This is a genomic window from Halomonas nitroreducens, from assembly GCF_003966155.1.
In the GTDB taxonomy this organism is placed as follows: Bacteria; Pseudomonadota; Gammaproteobacteria; order Pseudomonadales; family Halomonadaceae; genus Halomonas; species Halomonas nitroreducens.
In genome coordinates this window covers 62548-79826 of the sequence record NZ_RXNS01000016.1, presented here as the reverse complement: position 1 = coordinate 79826, position 17279 = coordinate 62548, and the positions used below count along the sequence as shown (strand labels likewise).

At 67.1% G+C, this 17279-nt stretch carries 15 protein-coding genes and 2 tRNA genes; 6 read left to right on the top strand and 11 right to left on the bottom strand.

Annotated features, from left to right (window positions below):
- Positions 1–11: 11 nt before the first annotated feature.
- Positions 12–902: an NAD(P)-dependent oxidoreductase gene (locus EKG36_RS15935; protein WP_126485871.1), complete on the top strand. Its 891-nt coding sequence runs from the start codon at positions 12–14 to the stop codon at positions 900–902.
- A gap of 438 nt (positions 903–1340) precedes the next feature.
- Here EKG36_RS15935 and EKG36_RS15930 read toward each other — a convergent pair.
- The 3 genes from EKG36_RS15930 to gltX all read right to left on the bottom strand — a co-directional run bounded on the left by EKG36_RS15930 (position 1341) and on the right by gltX (position 3186).
- A tRNA-Glu gene (locus tag EKG36_RS15930) sits at positions 1341–1416 on the bottom strand.
- A gap of 22 nt (positions 1417–1438) precedes the next feature.
- Positions 1439–1514: transfer RNA gene (locus EKG36_RS15925), tRNA-Ala, on the bottom strand.
- 193 nt (positions 1515–1707) lie between these two features.
- Positions 1708–3186, bottom strand: coding sequence for a glutamate--tRNA ligase (gene gltX / locus EKG36_RS15920; protein ID WP_126485869.1), 1479 nt, complete (start codon positions 3184–3186; stop codon positions 1708–1710).
- Positions 3187–3341: 155 nt separating this feature from the next.
- Here gltX and EKG36_RS15915 point away from each other — a divergent pair, with 155 nt between their 5' ends.
- Together EKG36_RS15915 and EKG36_RS15910 are read left to right on the top strand one after the other, a co-directional pair.
- A complete protein-coding gene (locus EKG36_RS15915; RefSeq protein ID WP_126485868.1) occupies positions 3342–4082 on the top strand; it encodes an SDR family NAD(P)-dependent oxidoreductase in 741 nt (246 codons plus the stop codon).
- Between the two features lie 101 nt (positions 4083–4183).
- Positions 4184–4771, top strand: coding sequence for a helix-turn-helix domain-containing protein (locus tag EKG36_RS15910; RefSeq protein ID WP_126485866.1), 588 nt, complete (start codon positions 4184–4186; stop codon positions 4769–4771).
- Positions 4772–4823: 52 nt separating this feature from the next.
- Here the strand turns inward: EKG36_RS15910 and EKG36_RS15905 are convergent, their stop codons facing one another.
- The 3 genes from EKG36_RS15905 to EKG36_RS15895 form a co-directional block, all read right to left on the bottom strand.
- On the bottom strand, positions 4824–5420 hold the full coding sequence (locus tag EKG36_RS15905; protein WP_185827578.1) for a hypothetical protein: 597 nt from the start codon (positions 5418–5420) through the stop codon (positions 4824–4826).
- Positions 5421–5479: 59 nt separating this feature from the next.
- The gene (locus EKG36_RS15900; protein ID WP_126485864.1) at positions 5480–5800 is read right to left on the bottom strand and encodes a TraR/DksA family transcriptional regulator; all 321 of its coding nucleotides are present in this window, start codon (positions 5798–5800) and stop codon (positions 5480–5482) included.
- Between the two features lie 92 nt (positions 5801–5892).
- Positions 5893–6129, bottom strand: coding sequence for a hypothetical protein (locus tag EKG36_RS15895; protein WP_126485862.1), 237 nt, complete (start codon positions 6127–6129; stop codon positions 5893–5895).
- Between the two features lie 170 nt (positions 6130–6299).
- Here EKG36_RS15895 and dusA point away from each other — a divergent pair, with 170 nt between their 5' ends.
- Complete coding sequence (gene dusA / locus EKG36_RS15890) at positions 6300–7295, top strand: tRNA dihydrouridine(20/20a) synthase DusA (protein WP_126485860.1); 996 nt, start codon at positions 6300–6302, stop codon at positions 7293–7295.
- Here the strand turns inward: dusA and EKG36_RS15885 are convergent, their stop codons facing one another.
- Complete coding sequence (locus tag EKG36_RS15885; RefSeq protein ID WP_126485858.1) at positions 7296–8327, bottom strand: succinylglutamate desuccinylase/aspartoacylase family protein; 1032 nt, start codon at positions 8325–8327, stop codon at positions 7296–7298.
- Between the two features lie 178 nt (positions 8328–8505).
- On the opposite strand from EKG36_RS15885, the gene EKG36_RS15880 reads away from it, so the two are divergent.
- Positions 8506–9132 carry a TetR family transcriptional regulator gene (locus EKG36_RS15880; protein WP_126485856.1) on the top strand — a complete coding sequence of 209 codons (627 nt, stop codon included), beginning with the start codon at positions 8506–8508 and terminating at the stop codon, positions 9130–9132.
- Here the strand turns inward: EKG36_RS15880 and EKG36_RS15875 are convergent.
- The 4 genes from EKG36_RS15875 to EKG36_RS15860 form a co-directional block, all read right to left on the bottom strand.
- On the bottom strand, positions 9124–9834 hold the full coding sequence (locus EKG36_RS15875; RefSeq protein WP_126485854.1) for a hypothetical protein: 711 nt from the start codon (positions 9832–9834) through the stop codon (positions 9124–9126). The genes EKG36_RS15880 and EKG36_RS15875 overlap by 9 nt on opposite strands.
- A 160-nt stretch (positions 9835–9994) precedes the next feature.
- Positions 9995–13174 (bottom strand): efflux RND transporter permease subunit, encoded by a 3180-nt coding sequence (locus EKG36_RS15870; protein ID WP_126485852.1) that lies wholly within the window; start codon positions 13172–13174, stop codon positions 9995–9997.
- A complete protein-coding gene (locus tag EKG36_RS15865; protein WP_126485850.1) occupies positions 13171–14421 on the bottom strand; it encodes an efflux RND transporter periplasmic adaptor subunit in 1251 nt (416 codons plus the stop codon). The genes EKG36_RS15870 and EKG36_RS15865 overlap by 4 nt, the downstream gene beginning before the upstream one ends.
- Positions 14422–14528: 107 nt before the next feature.
- Entirely contained in the window at positions 14529–16004 is a 1476-nt protein-coding gene (locus tag EKG36_RS15860; RefSeq protein WP_126485848.1) for a TolC family outer membrane protein, read from the bottom strand.
- A gap of 165 nt (positions 16005–16169) precedes the next feature.
- On the opposite strand from EKG36_RS15860, the gene EKG36_RS15855 reads away from it, so the two are divergent.
- Positions 16170–17090, top strand: coding sequence for an alpha/beta fold hydrolase (locus tag EKG36_RS15855; RefSeq protein ID WP_126485846.1), 921 nt, complete (start codon positions 16170–16172; stop codon positions 17088–17090).
- The last annotated feature ends 189 nt before the right edge of the window (positions 17091–17279 follow it).

Below are 17279 nucleotides of genomic sequence, written 5' to 3'. Positions count from 1 at the left end.
GGAGACCGAACATGCCGCAAGACATCTCCACTGTCGCCTTTATCGGCCTCGGCGTCATGGGCTTCCCCATGGCCGGCCACCTGGCCACAGCCGGCTGCACCGTCCGGGTCTACAACCGCACCACCGGCAAGGCCGCCGCCTGGGTGGCCGAGTACGGCGGCAGCCATCATGCCACGCCAAGCGAGGCCGCACGGGGCGCCGACCTGGTGCTGGTCTGCGTCGGCAACGATGATGATGTCCGCCAGGTGACCCAGGGTGACGGCGGTGCCCTGCAGGGCATGGCCCCGGGCAGCCTGCTGGTGGATCACACCACGGCGTCCGCCGAGCTGGCCAGCGAGCTCGACGTCGCCTGCCGCGAGCGGCAGATTGGCTTTCTGGACGCTCCGGTATCCGGCGGCCAGCAGGGGGCCGAAACGGGAGCGCTGACCATCATGTGCGGCGGCGAGCCAGCGGATTTCGCGCGGGCTCGCCCCCTGCTCGATCATTACGGACGAGCGGTGAACCTGATGGGGGCGGCCGGCAGCGGCCAGTTGACCAAGATGGTCAACCAGATCTGCATCGGTGGGCTGATCCAGGGGCTGGCCGAGGGCCTGCACTTCGCCGACAAGGCCGGCCTGGACCCGTCCCGGGTGGTGGAGGTCATCAGCCAGGGGGCCGCCGGCTCCTGGCAGATGGACAACCGGCACCGGACCATGATCGCCGACGAGTATGACCACGGCTTCGCCGTGGACTGGATGCGCAAGGACCTGGGGATCTGCCTGGACCAGGCACGACGCCTCGGCGCCCGCCTGCCAGTGACCGCCCTGGTGGACCAGTTCTATGCTGACGTCCAGGCGATGGGAGGCGGCCGCTGGGATACCTCTTCCCTGCTGCGCCGCCTGCGCGACCCGGACACGAAATGACAGCTCGGGCGGGGGGGACCGCCCGGCCGGGGCACCCCTGCCTGCGGGCAGGCCGACCCCACCGCGCCCCACCGCCCCATGCCTTGCCTGACGCTGTAGCGTTTTCCACACATTCTGTGGATAAACCTGTTTAAAACCCTTAGACAAGCGCCTCGAATCGCCATGAACAGCGGCTCCGACTCAGATTGATCAATTTTTGACCTGCTCTAATTAATTGATTTTAAAGGAGTTATACAAAAAGCCCACTAGCACGGGGCCTCGTGGGCAATTTATTCACAGAAGGAGGCGCTGGAACGGGGCTCGTGGACAAGTCAAGAGGAAATGTACCACTTTCTTAATGCGATAGTATGAGATGCCATCGCCTCAGGATGACAAAAGACATCCGAAGGGCGGGCATAAAAAAAGACGCTCGCAGCGCCTGGGGATAATTCGGAAGAGTGGCGTCCCATAGGGGGTTCGAACCCCTGTTCCCGCCGTGAAAGGGCGGTGTCCTAGACCACTAGACGAATGGGACGCATCGACTTCGTTCGAGAAGGTGGTGGAGCCTAGCGGGATCGAACCGCTGACCTCGACACTGCCAGTGTCGCGCTCTCCCAGCTGAGCTAAGGCCCCGCATCTCGTGAAGACGAGGCGTATAATACTGATTCCCCTCGCCTTCGTCAACCCCCTCGTGCTTCGCACAAGAGCTTTAAGCTGTAAGCCTGAAGCTGGAAGAGGAACACAGCCCACGTCGGGGCTCCCATCGGACCTCGGCAACCCCGCTGCCGGGCTTGCCGAGGTGTTCTTGAAGCTTACAGCTTACGGCTTACAGTTCCCGATATTCCTTCTCGAAGCGCTTGGTCTGCTTCTTGGACACGCCGCCGAGCACCGCGATGGCGTGGCGCAGACGGGCCCGGGTCATGTCGGAGCCGAGGATCGCCATGGCGTCCATCACCGAGGTGCTGGACGCCGAACCGGTGATGGCGATGAAGACCGGCGCCAGAAAATCCTTCATCTTCAGCTCGAAGTGGGACGCCAGTGCCTTCACCTCGGCGAGCAGGGTGTCCTTGTGCCAGGCCGGCACGACCTCGAAGCGCCACACCAGGAACTGCAGCAGCTTGACCAGGTCCTCGCGCCCCAGCTTGACCGCATCGAAGCTCGCTTCGTCGATCGCCGGCAGCCCCGAGAAGAAATGCCCCGCCAGCGGCATGACATCGGACAGGGTCTCCACCCGCGGGCGCACCTGGGGCAGGATCTGGCGCACGTAGTCCTCGTTGAAGGCCCAATCGCGCAGGGCCTTGAGGAAGGCCTCATCGTCGAGGTCCTCGCGAATATACAGGCCGTTCAGCCAGGTCAGCTTCTGCAGATCGAAGACCGGCCCGCCCAAGGACACCCGCTGGATGTCGAAATGGCTCATCATCTCGTCGAGGGTGAACTTCTCGCGCTCGTCGGGCATCGACCAGCCCATGCGCCCCAGGTAGTTGGTCACCGCCTGGGGCAGGAAGCCCATGCGCCGGTAGTAGTTGATGGACGTGGGGTTCTTGCGCTTGGAGAGCTTGGACTTGTCCGGGTTGCGCAGCAGCGGCATATGGCAGAGCACCGGCATCTTCCAGCCGAAGTACTCGTAGAGCAGCTGGTGCTTGGGGGCGGAGTTGATCCACTCCTCGCCACGCAGCACATGGGTGATCCCCATCAGGTGGTCATCGACGACGTTGGCCAGGTGGTAGGTCGGCATGCCGTCGGACTTGAGCAGGATCTGGGCATCGACCTGGGCCCAGTCCACCTCGATGACCCCGCGCAGCATGTCCTCGACCACGCAGGTGCCGCTGGCCGGCACCTGCATGCGCACCACATGGGGCCAGCCCTCGCGCTCCCGGCGAGCCTGCTCGTCGGCGGGCAGGGCCAGATCGGCAGGCTTCAGCGCCAGGTGCAGCCCGGCGGCCTTGCGGGCCTCGCGCAGCTCGTCGAGCTCCTCGCTGGTCCGGTAGCAGCGGAAGGCATGCCCGGCCTCGATCAGCTGCCGCGCATACTCGCCGTAGATATCCCCGCGCTCGCTCTGCCGATAGGGACCGTGCGGCCCCCCCACGTCGGGGCCCTCGTCCCATTCCAGCCCCAGCCAGCGCAGCGAGTCGAGGATCATCTGCTCCGACTCCTCGGTGGAACGCACCCGGTCGGTATCCTCGATCCGCAGGATGAACTGCCCGCCATGCTGGCGAGCGAAGCACAGGTTGAACAGGGCGATATAGGCAGTGCCCACATGGGGGTCACCGGTGGGAGACGGCGCGATACGAGTACGTACGGTCATGTCGTCCTTGGTCCAATGGTGGGAATGGGGCCCTGAGCCAGGGCGGATGGCCGCATTATACGCACCTGGCCCATGGCGGGCAGCCGTGGCCACGGAATCATTTGTGGCTGCGGCGGTCCATCCTTGAATATTTCGACGACGCGCAAGGAGCGACCATGCTGCCCCAGCTACCCGACGGTTTCTCTGCCTTGGTGACCGGCGCCTCCGGTGGCATCGGCACGGCCCTGGTCGAGAAACTGCTGGCGAGCCCACGTCCCGGCCGGGTCTATGCGGTGAGCCGGCAGGCCATTTGCCACCCCGACCCTCGCCTGACCGCCCTGCCCCTGGACATCACCACCCCACAGGGCCGCGCGGGGCTGGCCGAGGCGATCGGCGACACGCCGCTGCATCTGCTCATCAACACCGTGGGGCTGCTGCACGATACCCAGGCTGGCATCGCGCCGGAGAAGAAGTTGGGCGACCTCGACGCCGAGGCGCTGTCCCGGCTCTTCCAGGTCAATGCCGCCACCCCGGCACTGTTGCTCGGGACATTGGAAGGCTCTCTGAAGGGGCGCCATCCGGCGGTGATCGCCAGCCTCTCGGCGCGGGTCGGGTCGATTGGCGACAACCGGCTGGGTGGCTGGTATGCCTACCGGGCCAGCAAGGCAGCGCATAATATGTTGATGAAGACCGTCGCGGTGGAGATGCATCGGCTGAACCCGCAGGCCATCGTGGTGTGCCTGCATCCGGGCACCACCGATACCCCCCTGTCGGCCCCCTTCCAGTCCCGTGTCCCCGAGGGCAAGCTGTTCTCGACGGCCTTCGTGGCCGAACGGCTGCTGGAGGTCCTGGGCCGGCGGACACCGGAGGACAGTGGCGACTTTCGCGACTGGAACGACGACCCGATTGCCTGGTGACGGCGATGCTCATGGATTGGCGCAGCGTTGATGCGCGCTATTGCACAGTCATGGACGATCACGGACCATGCTTTCTTTCCTACCACTGACAGGTATGCGTCATGGATACACTCGGCCCACGGATCAAGCAGCTTAGGCTGGAGGCCAAGCTCAACAAGGCCGCCCTGGCTCGCCGAGTCGGCGTCTCGGACGTGACCATCTCATACTGGGAGTCCGGGGCCATCAAGCAGATCGGCCACGAGCGCCTGGTGGCCCTCGCCCAGGCCCTGAACTGTCCGCTCTCGGCGCTGCTGGACGGTGGCACGTCACGTCCCTCCCCCCTCTACCTGCGCCACGAACTTCCCGAGCCCTGGCAGGCCAGCAACAGCAAGGGCATCGAGCTGCCGATGGAGTTGACCCCGGCCCAGCGCTGGGACGGTGACTGCCACCTGGTGACGCCCGCCCCGGGCGAGACCTTCGACTTCCTGTGTCAGGGGGATCTGGCGGCCGTCGCGCCCACCGACATCTTTCGCCAGCCAGGCCTGTACCTCGTCGAGGAGGCCGGCCGCCTGGTGATCCGCCGGGTCCATCAGGGGCCCACTGGGGAATTGATGTTCCAGGGGCAGAACGACGCCGAGGCTCGCCCCTACACCCCCGATTGCCGACTGGTCGCCAAGCTGGTGGCCCTGTGGCGCCACGAGCCGCTGTGACGCCTCCCCCCGTCCACCCGGGCGGTGGCTTGTTAGCGAAGTCCTGGCGGGCTTACTCCAGCGCCTGCACCTCCACCTTGTCGGTCGTCCGCCTCGGCTGGCTGCCGACCAGGAAACGCTCACTGGCACTGATCACACGCCCCAGGCCATGGCGGGATTCCTCGACCAAAGGGCCGCTCAGGTGCTCACCCTGCGCACCGAGACGGGCCCGGACCTCAGGGGGCTGAATACTGACAGCCGGCATGTTGATCGTGATGCGATAGCCGCCATCCGGCAGGCCGCTGCCGGGACCGAACGGGCCGGCGGCGAAACGGCCACCCTCGACCTCGGTGCGTTCCTGCCAGCGCACACCGCTCAGCTCCCGCTCCACCAGGAGCTGCAAGCGAGTGCTATCCGGGAGGTTGGTGGTGCCTTCGACCATCAGGCGGCGATCGCTGCGCAATCGCGCCGAGACGTCGATCGCCACCGCCTCGTCGAAGGGCGCGACCTCGGGTGACGGCGGCGCCGCCGCGGTCGGTTCTGGCTGGGCCACGCCGCCGAGGCGCTCCGCATCGCCGGACGCGGAATCGGAGTCGGCGTCCTCACTGCCGCCGCAGCCGACCAGCAACAGCAGCAGGCCGGCCACGCCGCTCCATCTCCATGCCTTCATGCATGTCCTCCCTGACCATGGCTCGATCGCCAGCCTAACATCCCATACCGCCTCCCCTATCAGGCAGCACTGCAGTCGCGACACAGGGTGGCATAGGGCACGGCGCCCAGGCGCCCGGCATCGATGACCTCGCCACAGCGCTCGCAGATATCACCCTGGCCCTCGCGGGTACGCGCCAGGGCATGCCGCACCTGACTGAGCTCTTCCTCGGCCTCGGCCTCGAGGGAGGCCACCACCTCGTCATCCCGGGTCTGCAGGGGCTGATCCTCCATATCCTTGTCCACTGCACCGTCCGCACGCTGCCGATGCGCCCGATAGCGCTCCAGCCGTTCCTTGAGTTCGTCACGCAGCCGCTCCAGTTGTTCCTGCCGATCACTCATGCCGTGTCTCCTGCCTGCTCATGCTTCGAGGCGGCGCGCCGCTTGCCGCCGCTTCCCCCAGCATAGGTGCTGAGGCGTCCCCGCATGCCCGGTCAGGTCATCCCCAGGGCGGCATATCCCGCCTCGGTGAGCTCGAGGCGCTCGGCCGCCCCCCGGGCATCCCGCAGTACCCGAAGCATGCCACGAGCCTCCAGGTGGTCAATATCCCTCAGCATCTCGGGCAGCTGGCTGTCTTCCCCGACATGCCCGAAGGGCGCGGACAGCACACCCCCGTGCTGCAGCACGCGGGCCAGCAGGTCCTGCTGGGATAGGCTCAGATCGTCACGCATGCCTGGCTCCTTGTGACGGCAGGCGGAGGGGCCTCGCCGATGTGAACAGTATGGGCGATCTGCCAGGTGATAGCGCCGATCGGGCCCACTTCGGCACCACCACACTTCTCGCAACCTGCGCTGCGGCTGGTAGAATACGCCCTCCCCTGGTCCGCTGCCCGTGATGCCCCATGACCGATCTCGACCGCACCTTCTCCGTCGCGCCGATGATGGATTGGACGACGCGCGACTATCGCGCCTTCGCCCGGACCCTGACCCGGCGTTCCCTGCTGTACACCGAGATGGTGACCACCGGCGCCATTCTCCACGGCAGCCCCCGCGAGCGCTTCCTCGGCCATGATGCGGTGGAGCACCCGCTGGCGCTGCAGCTTGGGGGCAGCGATGCCGGCGAGCTCGCCGAATGCGCCGCCATCGCCGAGGCCTGGGGCTACGACGAGGTGAACCTGAATGTCGGCTGCCCCAGCGACCGGGTTCAGAACAACCTGATCGGCGCCTGCCTGATGGCGCATCCTCACAAGGTGGCCGCAGCCGTCAGGGCCATGCGCGCCGCGGTGACGATCCCGGTCACCGTGAAGTGTCGCATCGGCATCAACGACCAGGACGAGGACGCCGACCTGGCCCGCTTCATCGACACCGTCGCCGACGCCGGCTGCGAGGTCTTCATCGTGCATGCGCGCAAGGCCTGGCTGGAGGGCCTGTCCCCCAAGGAGAATCGCGACGTACCGCCGCTGAACTATCCGCGGGTCCATCGGCTCAAGGCCCAGCACCCCGAGCTGCACATCGGCATCAACGGCGGCCTCAAGTCGCTCGATGACTGCCGGGTGCAGCTGCGCCACGTCGACAGCGTGATGGTCGGCCGCGAGGCCTACCAGAACCCCTGGCTGCTGGCCGGCGTCGACGAGCGGCTCTACGGCGTGCCGGGCCCGGCGGCAAGCCGCCATGCCGCGGCCCAGGCGCTGCGGCCCTATATCGCCAGTCGCCTCGAGGAAGGCGCGCGACTGAACCATCTCACCCGCCACCTGCTCGGCCTCTTCCAGGGCTGCCCCGGCGGGCGCCGCTTCCGACGCCACCTGTCCGAGAACGCTCACCGCGACGGCGCCGGCCTGGCGGTATTCGACGACGCCCTGGGCCTGGTGCCGGCGCCCGAGCCCGCACTGGCCGGCTGATCAATAGAGCGCATCCGGCGGCGCTTCCAGGCTGGACTGGAAGGTCTCCACGGCGCTCTCCGCCTCCTCGATGGCATCGAAGCGGGCGATGTGGAACAGCGCCTCACCCTCGTTGACCAGCGGCAGCCGTCCCATGCCGATGACGATACCATCGGCAATGGAGCGCACCTCCCCCTCGGCGTTGCCGAAGGGGTCGGCCACCCGTCCCAGCAACTCCCCGCTGGCCACTCTGGCCCCGAGCCGCACCCGGGGCCGCAGGATGCCGTCGATGGGGGCCCGCGCCCAGCTCGAGCCGTTGGCGATCTCCGCCGCCGGCGGGGGCCGCCGGCGCTGCTCGCCGCTGAGCATGCCCAGCCGACGCATCACCCGTAACACACCCCGCACCCCTGGGGCGATCGCCCACTCGTCGAAGCGCAGCGCCTCGCCGGCCTCGTAGGTCAGCACCGGGATGCCCCGGGTCTGGGCATAATGGCGCAGGCTCCCCTCACGCAGGTCGGCATTGAGGATCACCGGGGCACCGAAGGCATTGGCCATACGCTCGGTTTCGCCATCGGGCGTAAGCTGGGCGCGGATCTGGGGCAGGTTGGTGCGATGGATGGCCCCGGTATGCAGATCGATGATGTGTGTCGCCTGGTCGACGATCTGCTGACGGAACAGGGCTGCCACCCGCCCCCCCAGGGAACCGGACTCGCTACCGGGAAAGCAGCGGTTGAGGTCACGGCGATCCGGCAGGTAGCGACTGTGCTGCACGAAGCCGAAGACGTTGACGATGGGCACCCCGATCAGGGTCCCGCGCAGGCGCTGGATCTGACGGGAGCGCAGCAAGCGCCGCACGATCTCCACACCATTGATCTCGTCGCCATGGATGCCGCCGCACACCAGTATCACTGGCCCAGGCTGTCGCCCATGCACCACCTCCACCGGGATATACAGCGGCGCATGGGTATAGAGGCGCGCGACGGGCACGTCGATCTGGTTGCGCGATCCCGGCGCCACCCGGACGCCGGCAAGTTCGAAGGGGGCACGGGCCATGAGCCGTCCTTGTGTGACAAAAACCGTATGACAAAAACAGTGTTTCCTCATGTCCCGTTATACGCCCGGCACCAGCAAAAGACGAGCCCCGGAGCGGCAACCAGCATACATGGGCGAATGTAAAACAGCCTGTGGCTCCGGTAGAATGAGACGATGTTTTCCCGGAGGCGAAATCCCCATGGCCAGACGTACCAAGGCCGAAGCCGAGGCTACCCGGGCGGCGCTGCTGGATGCCGCCGAGGAGGTATTCTTCGACAAAGGCGTCGCCCGCACTTCCCTGGAGCAGATCGCCCGCCATGCCGGCCTGACCCGAGGCGCCGTCTACTGGCACTTCCGCAACAAGGCCGACCTGTTCCGGGCCATGCTGGACAGGGTCCGCATGCCCTTCGAGGAGCTGGTCGAGGAGGCCGAGGATCCGGCTGCCGCCTCGTCTCCCCTCCAGGCCATCCGGCTAGGGTGCCAGCAGGGCTTCCTGAGGCTGGAACAGCCCCGCCATTGCCGCGTGCATGCCATCCTCGTGCATCGCTGCGAATTCTTCAGCGACATCGACCCCGGTGCCATGCAAAGCGAGATGGCCGACGAATGCCTGGCGGCCCTGGCGGACTACTTCGACGCCGCCCATGCCCAGGGCCTGCTCAGGACAGACATGGCGCCGGAGCTCGCCACCCGCCTGCTGCAGTCGGTGCTGAGCGGGCTGTTCCATGATTGGCTACGCGACACCGAGGCCTTCCAGCTGAGCGAGCACGGCATGGAACTGGTCGATGCCCAGCTGACGCTGCTCAGCCGCCAGCCGCCCTCAGGCTGAGGGTGTCGAGCCATTGTGCCCATGGCCACTATCGTCCAGGGGGCGTTCGTGGCGCTCCAGCAGGTGCAGGCGCACCAGCCGCGTGCGGGCATCGAGGTAATCCTGCTCCCGCACCGAACGATAGCCGTTGGCGTCCGGCAGGTACTTGACCAGCACGTGCCGCTCGCCCGGCCGGGGCAGGTGGCCCGGCTTGCCCAGCAACACCACCTCATGACTGTCATCTTCATCCAGCACGGCCGTGACGCGCCCATCGGCACCGGCGTCGGCAGTGACGCGCACCCGTTCGCCGAGCAGGCAACGTGGCAGGCGCTCGGGCGCTCGGTGCAGCCGACGATGCAGACGCCGGCATACCCCTGCCGCCAGGGGCGAGGCCAGGGCGAAGGCGCCCCACAGGACCAGCACTCCCAGCGGGATCCGCAAGAACCCCAGGGGCAGCCAACGCAGCACCGCCAGCTCGACGACCAGGGTCACGCCCCCCGTCAGGACGATCAGCACGGTCAGCGCCAGTGACGCGGGTACCCCGGCGAACCCCAGCGAGACCATGGTGCTGGCCAGGTGCTCCTCCTTGAGGCTGTCATGCTCGAAGAGCTCGGTCGGGGCCAGGCGCAGCAGCACCAGCAGCCAGTAGACGGCCAGCAGCCCCAGCAGCACCGTGATGACGACCAGCGGGAAGCTCGTGGCAAGATCGACTATGGCATTCATGGCGGCGCCTCCGATCGGCTCGATTAGCCGGCAAAGTGTTTGTCTTCTCCTAGCGTAGCCAGCGTCGCCGGGAACGATGCCGGCACTTTGGTCGCAGGCCTCAACAAAAACGGGCACCGCCCCCGGGAGGAGCGGTGCCCGCCGGCCGCTGACGCGGCAATCAGGGCGCGTCGTGGGTCAACGCTGGCTGGCCTGCCCCGGTCGAGCGGGTCTTGCGCTGCAACCAGTCGGAGACTGCGGCGATCATGGCATAGAAGGTCGGCACGAAGAGGCTGCCGAGCACCGCCACCGAGGCCATGCCCACCGCGACCGTGGTCCCGATATGGTGGCTGCTGGTGTCACTCGCCCCGGTGGCCAGCGCCAGCGGCAAGGTGCCGAAGATGAATGCCAGGGAAGTCATGACGATCGGCCGGAAGCGCAGCTCCGCCGCCGTCACCGCAGCCTCGCGGATCGATCGGCCCATCTCGCGACGCTGCAGCTCGGCGAACTCGACGATCAGAATCGCGTTCTTGGCCGCCAGCCCCACCACCACCAGCATGCCGATCTGTACATAGACGCTGGTATCCAGGCCACGCAGGAAGATGCCGCCGATCCCGCCCAGGAAGGCGAAGGGTGTGGCGGTCAGTACCGCCAGCGGCAACGACCAGCTCTCGTACTGCGCCGCGAGGATCAGGAACACCATCAACAGGCCAAAGACGATGGCCAGGGTCGCCGCACTGCCTGCCTGGCTCTCCTGATAGGCTGTGCCGGTCCAGCCCATGCCCCAGCCGTCGCCGAGCTGCTCCGCGACGATCTCCTCCATGGCGGTGATCGCCTGCCCGGAGCTGTAGCCCGGGGCGGGGCCGCCCTGGAACTGGGCGCCGGTATAGACACCGAAGCGCGTGACCACCGCCGGCGCTGCCTGGCGTTCCAGGGTCACGAACTCGGAGAGCGGGATGCGCTCCCCGTTGCCGCCGCGTACATAGATGCTGGACACGTCGTCCGGCGTCTTGCGGAACTCGTCCTCGTTCTGCAGGTAGACCTGGAAATTGCGGCTCTGGTAGTTGAAGTAGTTGACGAACCCGTTGCCGAAGGTGCTCGACAGGGTATCGTTCAGGTCCGCCAGGGAGACTCCATAGCTAAGCGCCTTCTGCCGGTCGATCTCGGCGCGGAAGGACGGCACGTTGACGTTGAAGGTGGTGAACACCTGATTCAGCACGGGATGCTGGCCGGCCGCCTGCATCACCTTCAGCGATGCCTGGTACAGCTCCTGGGGCGTCGCGCCCTCGAAGGACTGCAGGTAGCCGGTGAAACCGCCGGTGGTCGACAGGCCCATGATTGGCGGCATGTTGAAGGCCATGGCCGAGCCGCCCTCGAGCTGGGCACCGAGCTGCATGATGCGACCGACCAGGCCGGTAGCGGTCAGGGTCCGCTCCTCCCAGGGGTCCATGTTGACGAAGATGATGCCACGGGCCGTGTTCACCGAACTCGACAGGATGTCGTAGCCGGCAACGGCCGAGGAATACTTGACCCCGGGGATCTCCTCGATGGCCGCACTGAGCCGGCCCATGTAGTCCCGGGTCCGCGCCAGAGAGGCGGAATCCGGGAGCTGCACGGCGGCCAGCACGATGCCCTGGTCGGTCTCCGGCACCAGGGTCGACGGCGTGCTCTGGTAGAGCCACCAGGAACCGCCGCCCACCAGGGCGGTCAGCAGCAGCGCCAGCCCCCAGAAGCGCACGAGCGCCTTCACGATCCACATGTAGACCGCGGTGATGCCCGCGAACAGGCGGTCGAAGAGCCGCAATGGGGTGCCCAGGGCACGGCCGACGGGTGTGGTGGTCTGGTGCCACTTGCGCTTGATGAAGAGCGCCGAGAGCGCCGGGGTGAAGGTCAGCGCCATCAGCGCCGAGAAGCCCACCGAGATGGCGATGGTCAGCGCGAACTGCTGGTAGATCTGCCCGGTGAAGCCGCCCAGGAAGGCGACCGGCACGAACACCGCCGCCATGATCAGCGAGGTGGCGATAACCGGCCCCCCCACCTCGCGCATGGCCTGCACGGTGGCCTGGCGGACGGTGATCTCCTCGTCCTCGCCGAGCACCCGCTCCACGTTCTCCACCACCAGGATGGCATCGTCGACGACGATGCCGATGGACAGTACCAGGGCGAACAGCGTCAGCAGATTGATGGAGAAACCGAAGGCGAAGAAGCCGGCGAAGGTCGCCAGCACCGAGACCGGCACCACCGACATGGCGATCACCGTGAAGCGCCAGTTCTGCAGGAAGATGAACAGGATGACGCCGACGATCAGGAAGGCCTCGATAAAGGTATGGAAGACCGTCTCCACCGAGGCATCGATGAACTGGGTGGTGTCGTAGGGCACCACGTATTCGAGCCCCGGTGGGAAGCGGCCGGCCAGCTCCTCCATGGCGGCCTCGACCGCCGCGGCAGTCTCCAGGGCATTCGCCCCGGGCTGCTGATTGATGATGATCGGCGCCATGGTGCCGCCGTTGAGCCGCGCCTCGACCCCGTAGAACGACGCCCCCAGTTCGATGCGCGCCACGTCGCCGAGGCGCAGCGCCGAGCCGTCGGGATTGGTGCGCAGGAAGATCTCGCGGAAGTCATCGGTGCTCGACAGTCGCCCACCGGCGGTGATGGTGTAGGTGAACGCCCGGGGGTCCGACTGGGGCGTGGCCGCCAGATTGCCCGCCGGCACCTCGGTGCTCTGGGCCCGGATGGCCGCGGCAACCTCGCTGGGCGTCAGGTCATACTGGGCCAGCTTGTCGGGGTTCATCCACACCCGCATGGCGAACTCGCCACCGCCCAGCACCTCGGCGTCGCCGACCCCGGGGACCTGGCGCAGTTCGTCCAGGACGTTGAGGGTCGCATAGTTCTGCAGGTAGGTGCGGTCGTAGTCGCCCTCCGGGGAGATCAGCGAGACCAGCATCAGGATCGAGCTCGAGCGCAGCTCCACGGTCACGCCCTGGTCCTGCACCGCCTCGGGCAGCTGGGAAAGCGCGCCCTGCACCCGGTTGTTGACGTTGATGGTGTTGATGTCGCCGTCGGTGCCGATGTTGAAGGCCACCTCCAGCTGCATCGAGCCATTGTCGGCACTGGTCGAGGTCATGTAGAGCATGTCCTCGACGCCGTTGATGGCCTCTGCCAGGGGCGCGGCCACGGTCTGCGCCACGGTCTCGGCGTCGGCCCCCGGAAAGGTGGCGTTGACCGAGACCGTGGGCGGCACCACGCTGGGGTATTGCTCGATGGGCAGCACCCGCATGCTCATCAGCCCGACCAGCGTCAGGATGATCGCCAGCACCGACGCGAAGATCGGCCGCTTGATGAAGAAGTTGGAGAAGTTCATTGCCCGGCATCCCCTTCGTCCGGGCCGGCCGCGGCGGCGTCATCGTCCGCCTCGCCCGAAGCGGATGCGCCCTGCCCCGGGCCGGCCGCGGTCTGCTGAGCCATCAGGGCCTCCGCATTGCCGTCGAAGGCTTGGGGGGCGATGGCCGTGCCGGGCTGCAGGCCCGCGGGGTCGCTCACCACGATCCGCTCACCGCTTTCGAGGCCATCGCGCAGGAGCTGCCAGGGACCGGCGATCTCGCCAAGCTGCACGGTGCGCGCCCTGGCCTTGTTGTCCTCGTCGAGCACGAATACCTGGGGCCCCATCAGCCCCTGGGTCAGGGCGATCTCGGGGACCGCCAGGACATCGAAACGCTTCATGCCCTCCAGCTGCACCCGCACGAACTGGCCGGGCAGCACTCGCGCCTCGGGATTGGCGAAGGTCGCCTTGGCCTGGACGGTGCTGGTGGCCTCGTCGACCCGCGAGCCGAGAAAGTCCAAGTGACCCGTCAGGGTGCCGCCGTCGCCGGGCAGCTCCAGGCGGGCGCCGATGTCGGTGATCGCTTGGTCGTTCAGCTGGTGGCGTAGCGCGAAGGCATCCTCCTGGGGCAGCTGGAAGCGCACCTCCAGGGGATCCAGCGGAGTGATGGTCGCCAGTTCGGTGCCGGGCTCCACCAGGTTGCCCACGTTGACCTGGCTCAGGCCGATCATGCCGGTCACCGGCGCGGTGACGTCGGCATAGCCGAGATCGATCCGGGCGTTGGCCAGGGCCGCCTCGGCCTGAGCCACCGCGGCCCGGGCGACGTTCAGATCGGCCAGGGCCTGGTCGTACTGCTGACGGCTCACCGAGTTCTGGTTGAGCAGCTGCTGGAAGCGGTTGGCATCCCGCTGGGCGCGGGACAACTCGGCCCGGGCACTCTCCAGGTCGGCCTCGCGCTGCGCCACGACGGATTCATAGAGGTCCGGCTCGATGGAATAGAGGCTGTCGCCCTGCTCCACCAACTGCCCCGGCTCGAAGTGGCGAGCCTCGAGGAAACCCGTCACCCGGGCCACCAGGGTCACCTCGTTCTCGCTGCGCAGCTTGGCGGGATAAGACTTGTCCAGGGGGATATCCTGGCGTACCACCTCCATCACCTGCATGGGCCGGGGAGGGGCGTCCCCGCCACCGGCTTGTTGTTGCGGGGCCTTCTCCTGGCCACACGCTGCCAGCATCAGGCTCGAGGCCAGCGCCAGCAGACCGACCCGACTCCTCTGGATCATCGTTTTCATGCCTTGCTATCCCGTTGAGCGCGGAAAAAAGTCGACAGAGATTACACGCATACAGTCGTGAATGTAAACTATACATTCACTCCCGTATGTTGCTTGCACGGGGTGCTTCATTCGGCGGGCCGAGGGGGGTCCCCGATCTCCAGCGCGGCCTCATAGCGATCCCCCTCGCCCTCCTCGGGCAGCGTGAAGGACACGCCCTCTTCCTCGTCGAGCCAGGCATTGATTTCCTCGATGGCCTCGACGTTCAGGGTGCCCGACTGCTGACGCAGGGTGAGCAGGTTGGTCACGTAGCTGAAGCGGGCATCGGCGTAGTCGGCGACAGCGTTGTAGAGATTCTGCTCGGCGTTGAGCACGTCGACGATATTGCGCGTCCCGACCTCGTAGCCGGCACGGGTGGCGTCCAGGGCGCTCTGGTTGGAGACGATGGCCTGGGCACGGGCCTCCACCGTGGCCACGTCATTGCTGACCTGGGTGAAAAGCGAGCGCACCTGCTGGACGGTATCGCGGCGCTGGGACTCGAAGTCATACTGGCTCGCTTCCAGCGCATAGGTGCTCTGCCGGATGCTCGCCGTGGTGCGTCCCCCCGTATAGAGCGGCAGGCTCACTCCGACCCCGACCTGGCTGGCGGAGTTGTACCCCTCCACGCCGTCGCGATCGTCGTCGCTGTAGTTATAGTTGGCGAAGGCCTCGACCACCGGCAGGCGCTGCGCCCGGGCGACATCCACGCCACTGCGCGACGCCTCGACGCCGGCCTGGCTGGCCAGCACCAGCGGGCTGTTGTCCAGGGCCTTCTCCACCCAGGCATCGCGACGGGCGGGTTGCGGCGGGGTGACCGGCATGGCCTCCTTGAGCGACTCGATGCTGTCGTAGCGCTTGCCGGTGAGACGCTCGAGGGCCTCGAAGCTGACCTGCAGGTCGCTCTCCGCCGCGATCCGCTCGGCCCGGGACTGGTCGAACCTCGCCTGGGCCTCTTCCACCTCGGTAATGGCGATCAGGCCCACATCGAACTGCTCGCGGGCCTGCTCGAGCTGACGCCCGATGGCTCGCTCCTGGGCCCGGCGGGCCTCGAGGATCTCGTGGGCACGCAGGATATCGAAGTAGGCCGATGCCACGTCGATCAGGACCTGCTGCTCGGTGGCGGCAAGCTGGTAGGTCTGCTGGTCGATCTGGCGCTCGGCCTGCTCCACTTCGGCGCCATTGCGGGCATCATAGAGCGCCTGGGTGGCCTCCAGGGTCAGGGCGCCACTGTTGTAGGTGTCGTCTCCCGCCCCCGCGCCGCCGCCTAGCCGCGAGGCCAGAGGCGAGGTCTGACTTTCGTAATCACGGTTGTGGGCCAGCTGCCCCGAGGCATTGACCTGCGGCAGCAGGTCGCCACGCTCGACGTCCCGACCGGCCTCCACGCTGCCGAACTGGGCGCGGGCCGAGGCCAGCTCGGCATTGTTGGCGAGGGCATCGCGGGCGATGGTCAGCAGATCGGCTGCCTGGACCGGCGCCGCCATCAACGACGCCACCAGCATTGGTAGCAGGGCCCGCGCCCCCGGGCGAGGGACTGAGCCCGGAAGCACCGAACGAAACGGCATCATCGGCAAGTTCCTTGTGTCGATAGGGGTTATACATTCATTGTCGCATGTTTATGGCGCCAATCCATCGTCAACCATGCAAGCCGCGTGAAATTTTTCATGGTCCTCGGCAGGTTTCGCCGAATCCGCTATGCTGCCATGCAGCATAGACTATCCCGGGAGCCCGACATGGACGCACTGACACTGCTGCGAGTCAGGGAGCTGGAGGTGGCGGTGCGCATCTGGCACCCGCAGGCCCCGCGAACCGTCATCGCCTGGCACGGACTGTCCCGCCATGGCGGCGACTTCGCCGACTTCGCCCGGGAACTCGGCCCCGACTGGCGGGTCCTGGCGCCCGATACGCCGGGACGGGGCCTGTCCAGCTGGTCGCTGTACCCGTCACACGACTATTTGTATTCGCACTACATGACCATAGCAGTTGCGGTGCTGGACCACTTTGGCCTGGAACGAGCGCCCTGGGTCGGCACGTCCATGGGTGGACTGCTGGGCATGCTGCTGGCCGCCGAGCCGGCCACTGCGGGACGCATCGAGCGCCTGGTGCTCAATGATGTCGGCCCGGAACTCGACCCCGACGGCCTGGCCGCGCTAGCCGCCTACTTCGGCGTTCCCCACCGCTTCTGCCGCTTCAGCGAACTCGAGGCGGAACTGCGCCGCCACTATGTCGGCTTCGGCATCGAGGGCGATGACGCCTGGCGACGCCTGGCACTCGCCAGCGCTCGCCGGTTGCCCGATGGCAGCTGGACCTACCACTATGATCCACGCATTGGCGAGCAATTCGTCCATGACACCCCACGCGACACCTGGGCCGACTGGCAGGCGATTCGCTGCCCGCTGATGGTGGTGCGTGGCGAGAGCTCTCCGCTGCTGACTGCCGAGAGCGTAACCCGCATGCGCGAGACCCAGCCCGACCTGGTCAGCCTGGAGGTCCCCGGCTGCGGTCATGCCCCCATGCTTGACCGGCCCGGCCAGGTGGCACCGATCAGTGACTTCCTGGCCGCCTCGCCCTCCCTGCCGCGTGCGTTCACGCCACTGGCCGGATGGTGGCGCCGTGGACGTCGCTGGCTACGCCAGCTCGGTGGCCTGTCCTGATCGCCCCTGGCCCATGAGCCCCCGGGCCGACCGGTCAGGCCCCGCAACGTCTCAGGGATGCCCACGTACACGGCCACCCTGGGGACTCCGCCCCCTCATCTCCCTGGCGCCCTGCCCCTTCCTGACATGACAGGGCCGCCAGACCAGAAGGGCCCGGACCGTGACCCGGTTGCCTCGCCACTACCCGCT

Excerpts from the sequence above, each read along its gene's own strand:
- EKG36_RS15935 (WP_126485871.1), top strand. The coding sequence starts at position 12 with ATGCCGCAAGACATCTCCACTGTCGCCTTTATCGGCCTCGGCGTCATG.
- gltX (WP_126485869.1), bottom strand. The coding sequence starts at position 3,186 with ATGACCGTACGTACTCGTATCGCGCCGTCTCCCACCGGTGACCCCCAT.
- EKG36_RS15915 (WP_126485868.1), top strand. The coding sequence starts at position 3,342 with ATGCTGCCCCAGCTACCCGACGGTTTCTCTGCCTTGGTGACCGGCGCC.
- EKG36_RS15910 (WP_126485866.1), top strand. The coding sequence starts at position 4,184 with ATGGATACACTCGGCCCACGGATCAAGCAGCTTAGGCTGGAGGCCAAG.
- EKG36_RS15905 (WP_185827578.1), bottom strand. The coding sequence starts at position 5,420 with ATGAAGGCATGGAGATGGAGCGGCGTGGCCGGCCTGCTGCTGTTGCTG.
- EKG36_RS15900 (WP_126485864.1), bottom strand. The coding sequence starts at position 5,800 with ATGAGTGATCGGCAGGAACAACTGGAGCGGCTGCGTGACGAACTCAAG.
- EKG36_RS15895 (WP_126485862.1), bottom strand. The coding sequence starts at position 6,129 with ATGCGTGACGATCTGAGCCTATCCCAGCAGGACCTGCTGGCCCGCGTG.
- dusA (WP_126485860.1), top strand. The coding sequence starts at position 6,300 with ATGACCGATCTCGACCGCACCTTCTCCGTCGCGCCGATGATGGATTGG.
- EKG36_RS15885 (WP_126485858.1), bottom strand. The coding sequence starts at position 8,327 with ATGGCCCGTGCCCCCTTCGAACTTGCCGGCGTCCGGGTGGCGCCGGGA.
- EKG36_RS15880 (WP_126485856.1), top strand. The coding sequence starts at position 8,506 with ATGGCCAGACGTACCAAGGCCGAAGCCGAGGCTACCCGGGCGGCGCTG.
- EKG36_RS15875 (WP_126485854.1), bottom strand. The coding sequence starts at position 9,834 with ATGAATGCCATAGTCGATCTTGCCACGAGCTTCCCGCTGGTCGTCATC.
- EKG36_RS15870 (WP_126485852.1), bottom strand. The coding sequence starts at position 13,174 with ATGAACTTCTCCAACTTCTTCATCAAGCGGCCGATCTTCGCGTCGGTG.
- EKG36_RS15865 (WP_126485850.1), bottom strand. The coding sequence starts at position 14,421 with ATGAAAACGATGATCCAGAGGAGTCGGGTCGGTCTGCTGGCGCTGGCC.
- EKG36_RS15860 (WP_126485848.1), bottom strand. The coding sequence starts at position 16,004 with ATGATGCCGTTTCGTTCGGTGCTTCCGGGCTCAGTCCCTCGCCCGGGG.
- EKG36_RS15855 (WP_126485846.1), top strand. The coding sequence starts at position 16,170 with ATGGACGCACTGACACTGCTGCGAGTCAGGGAGCTGGAGGTGGCGGTG.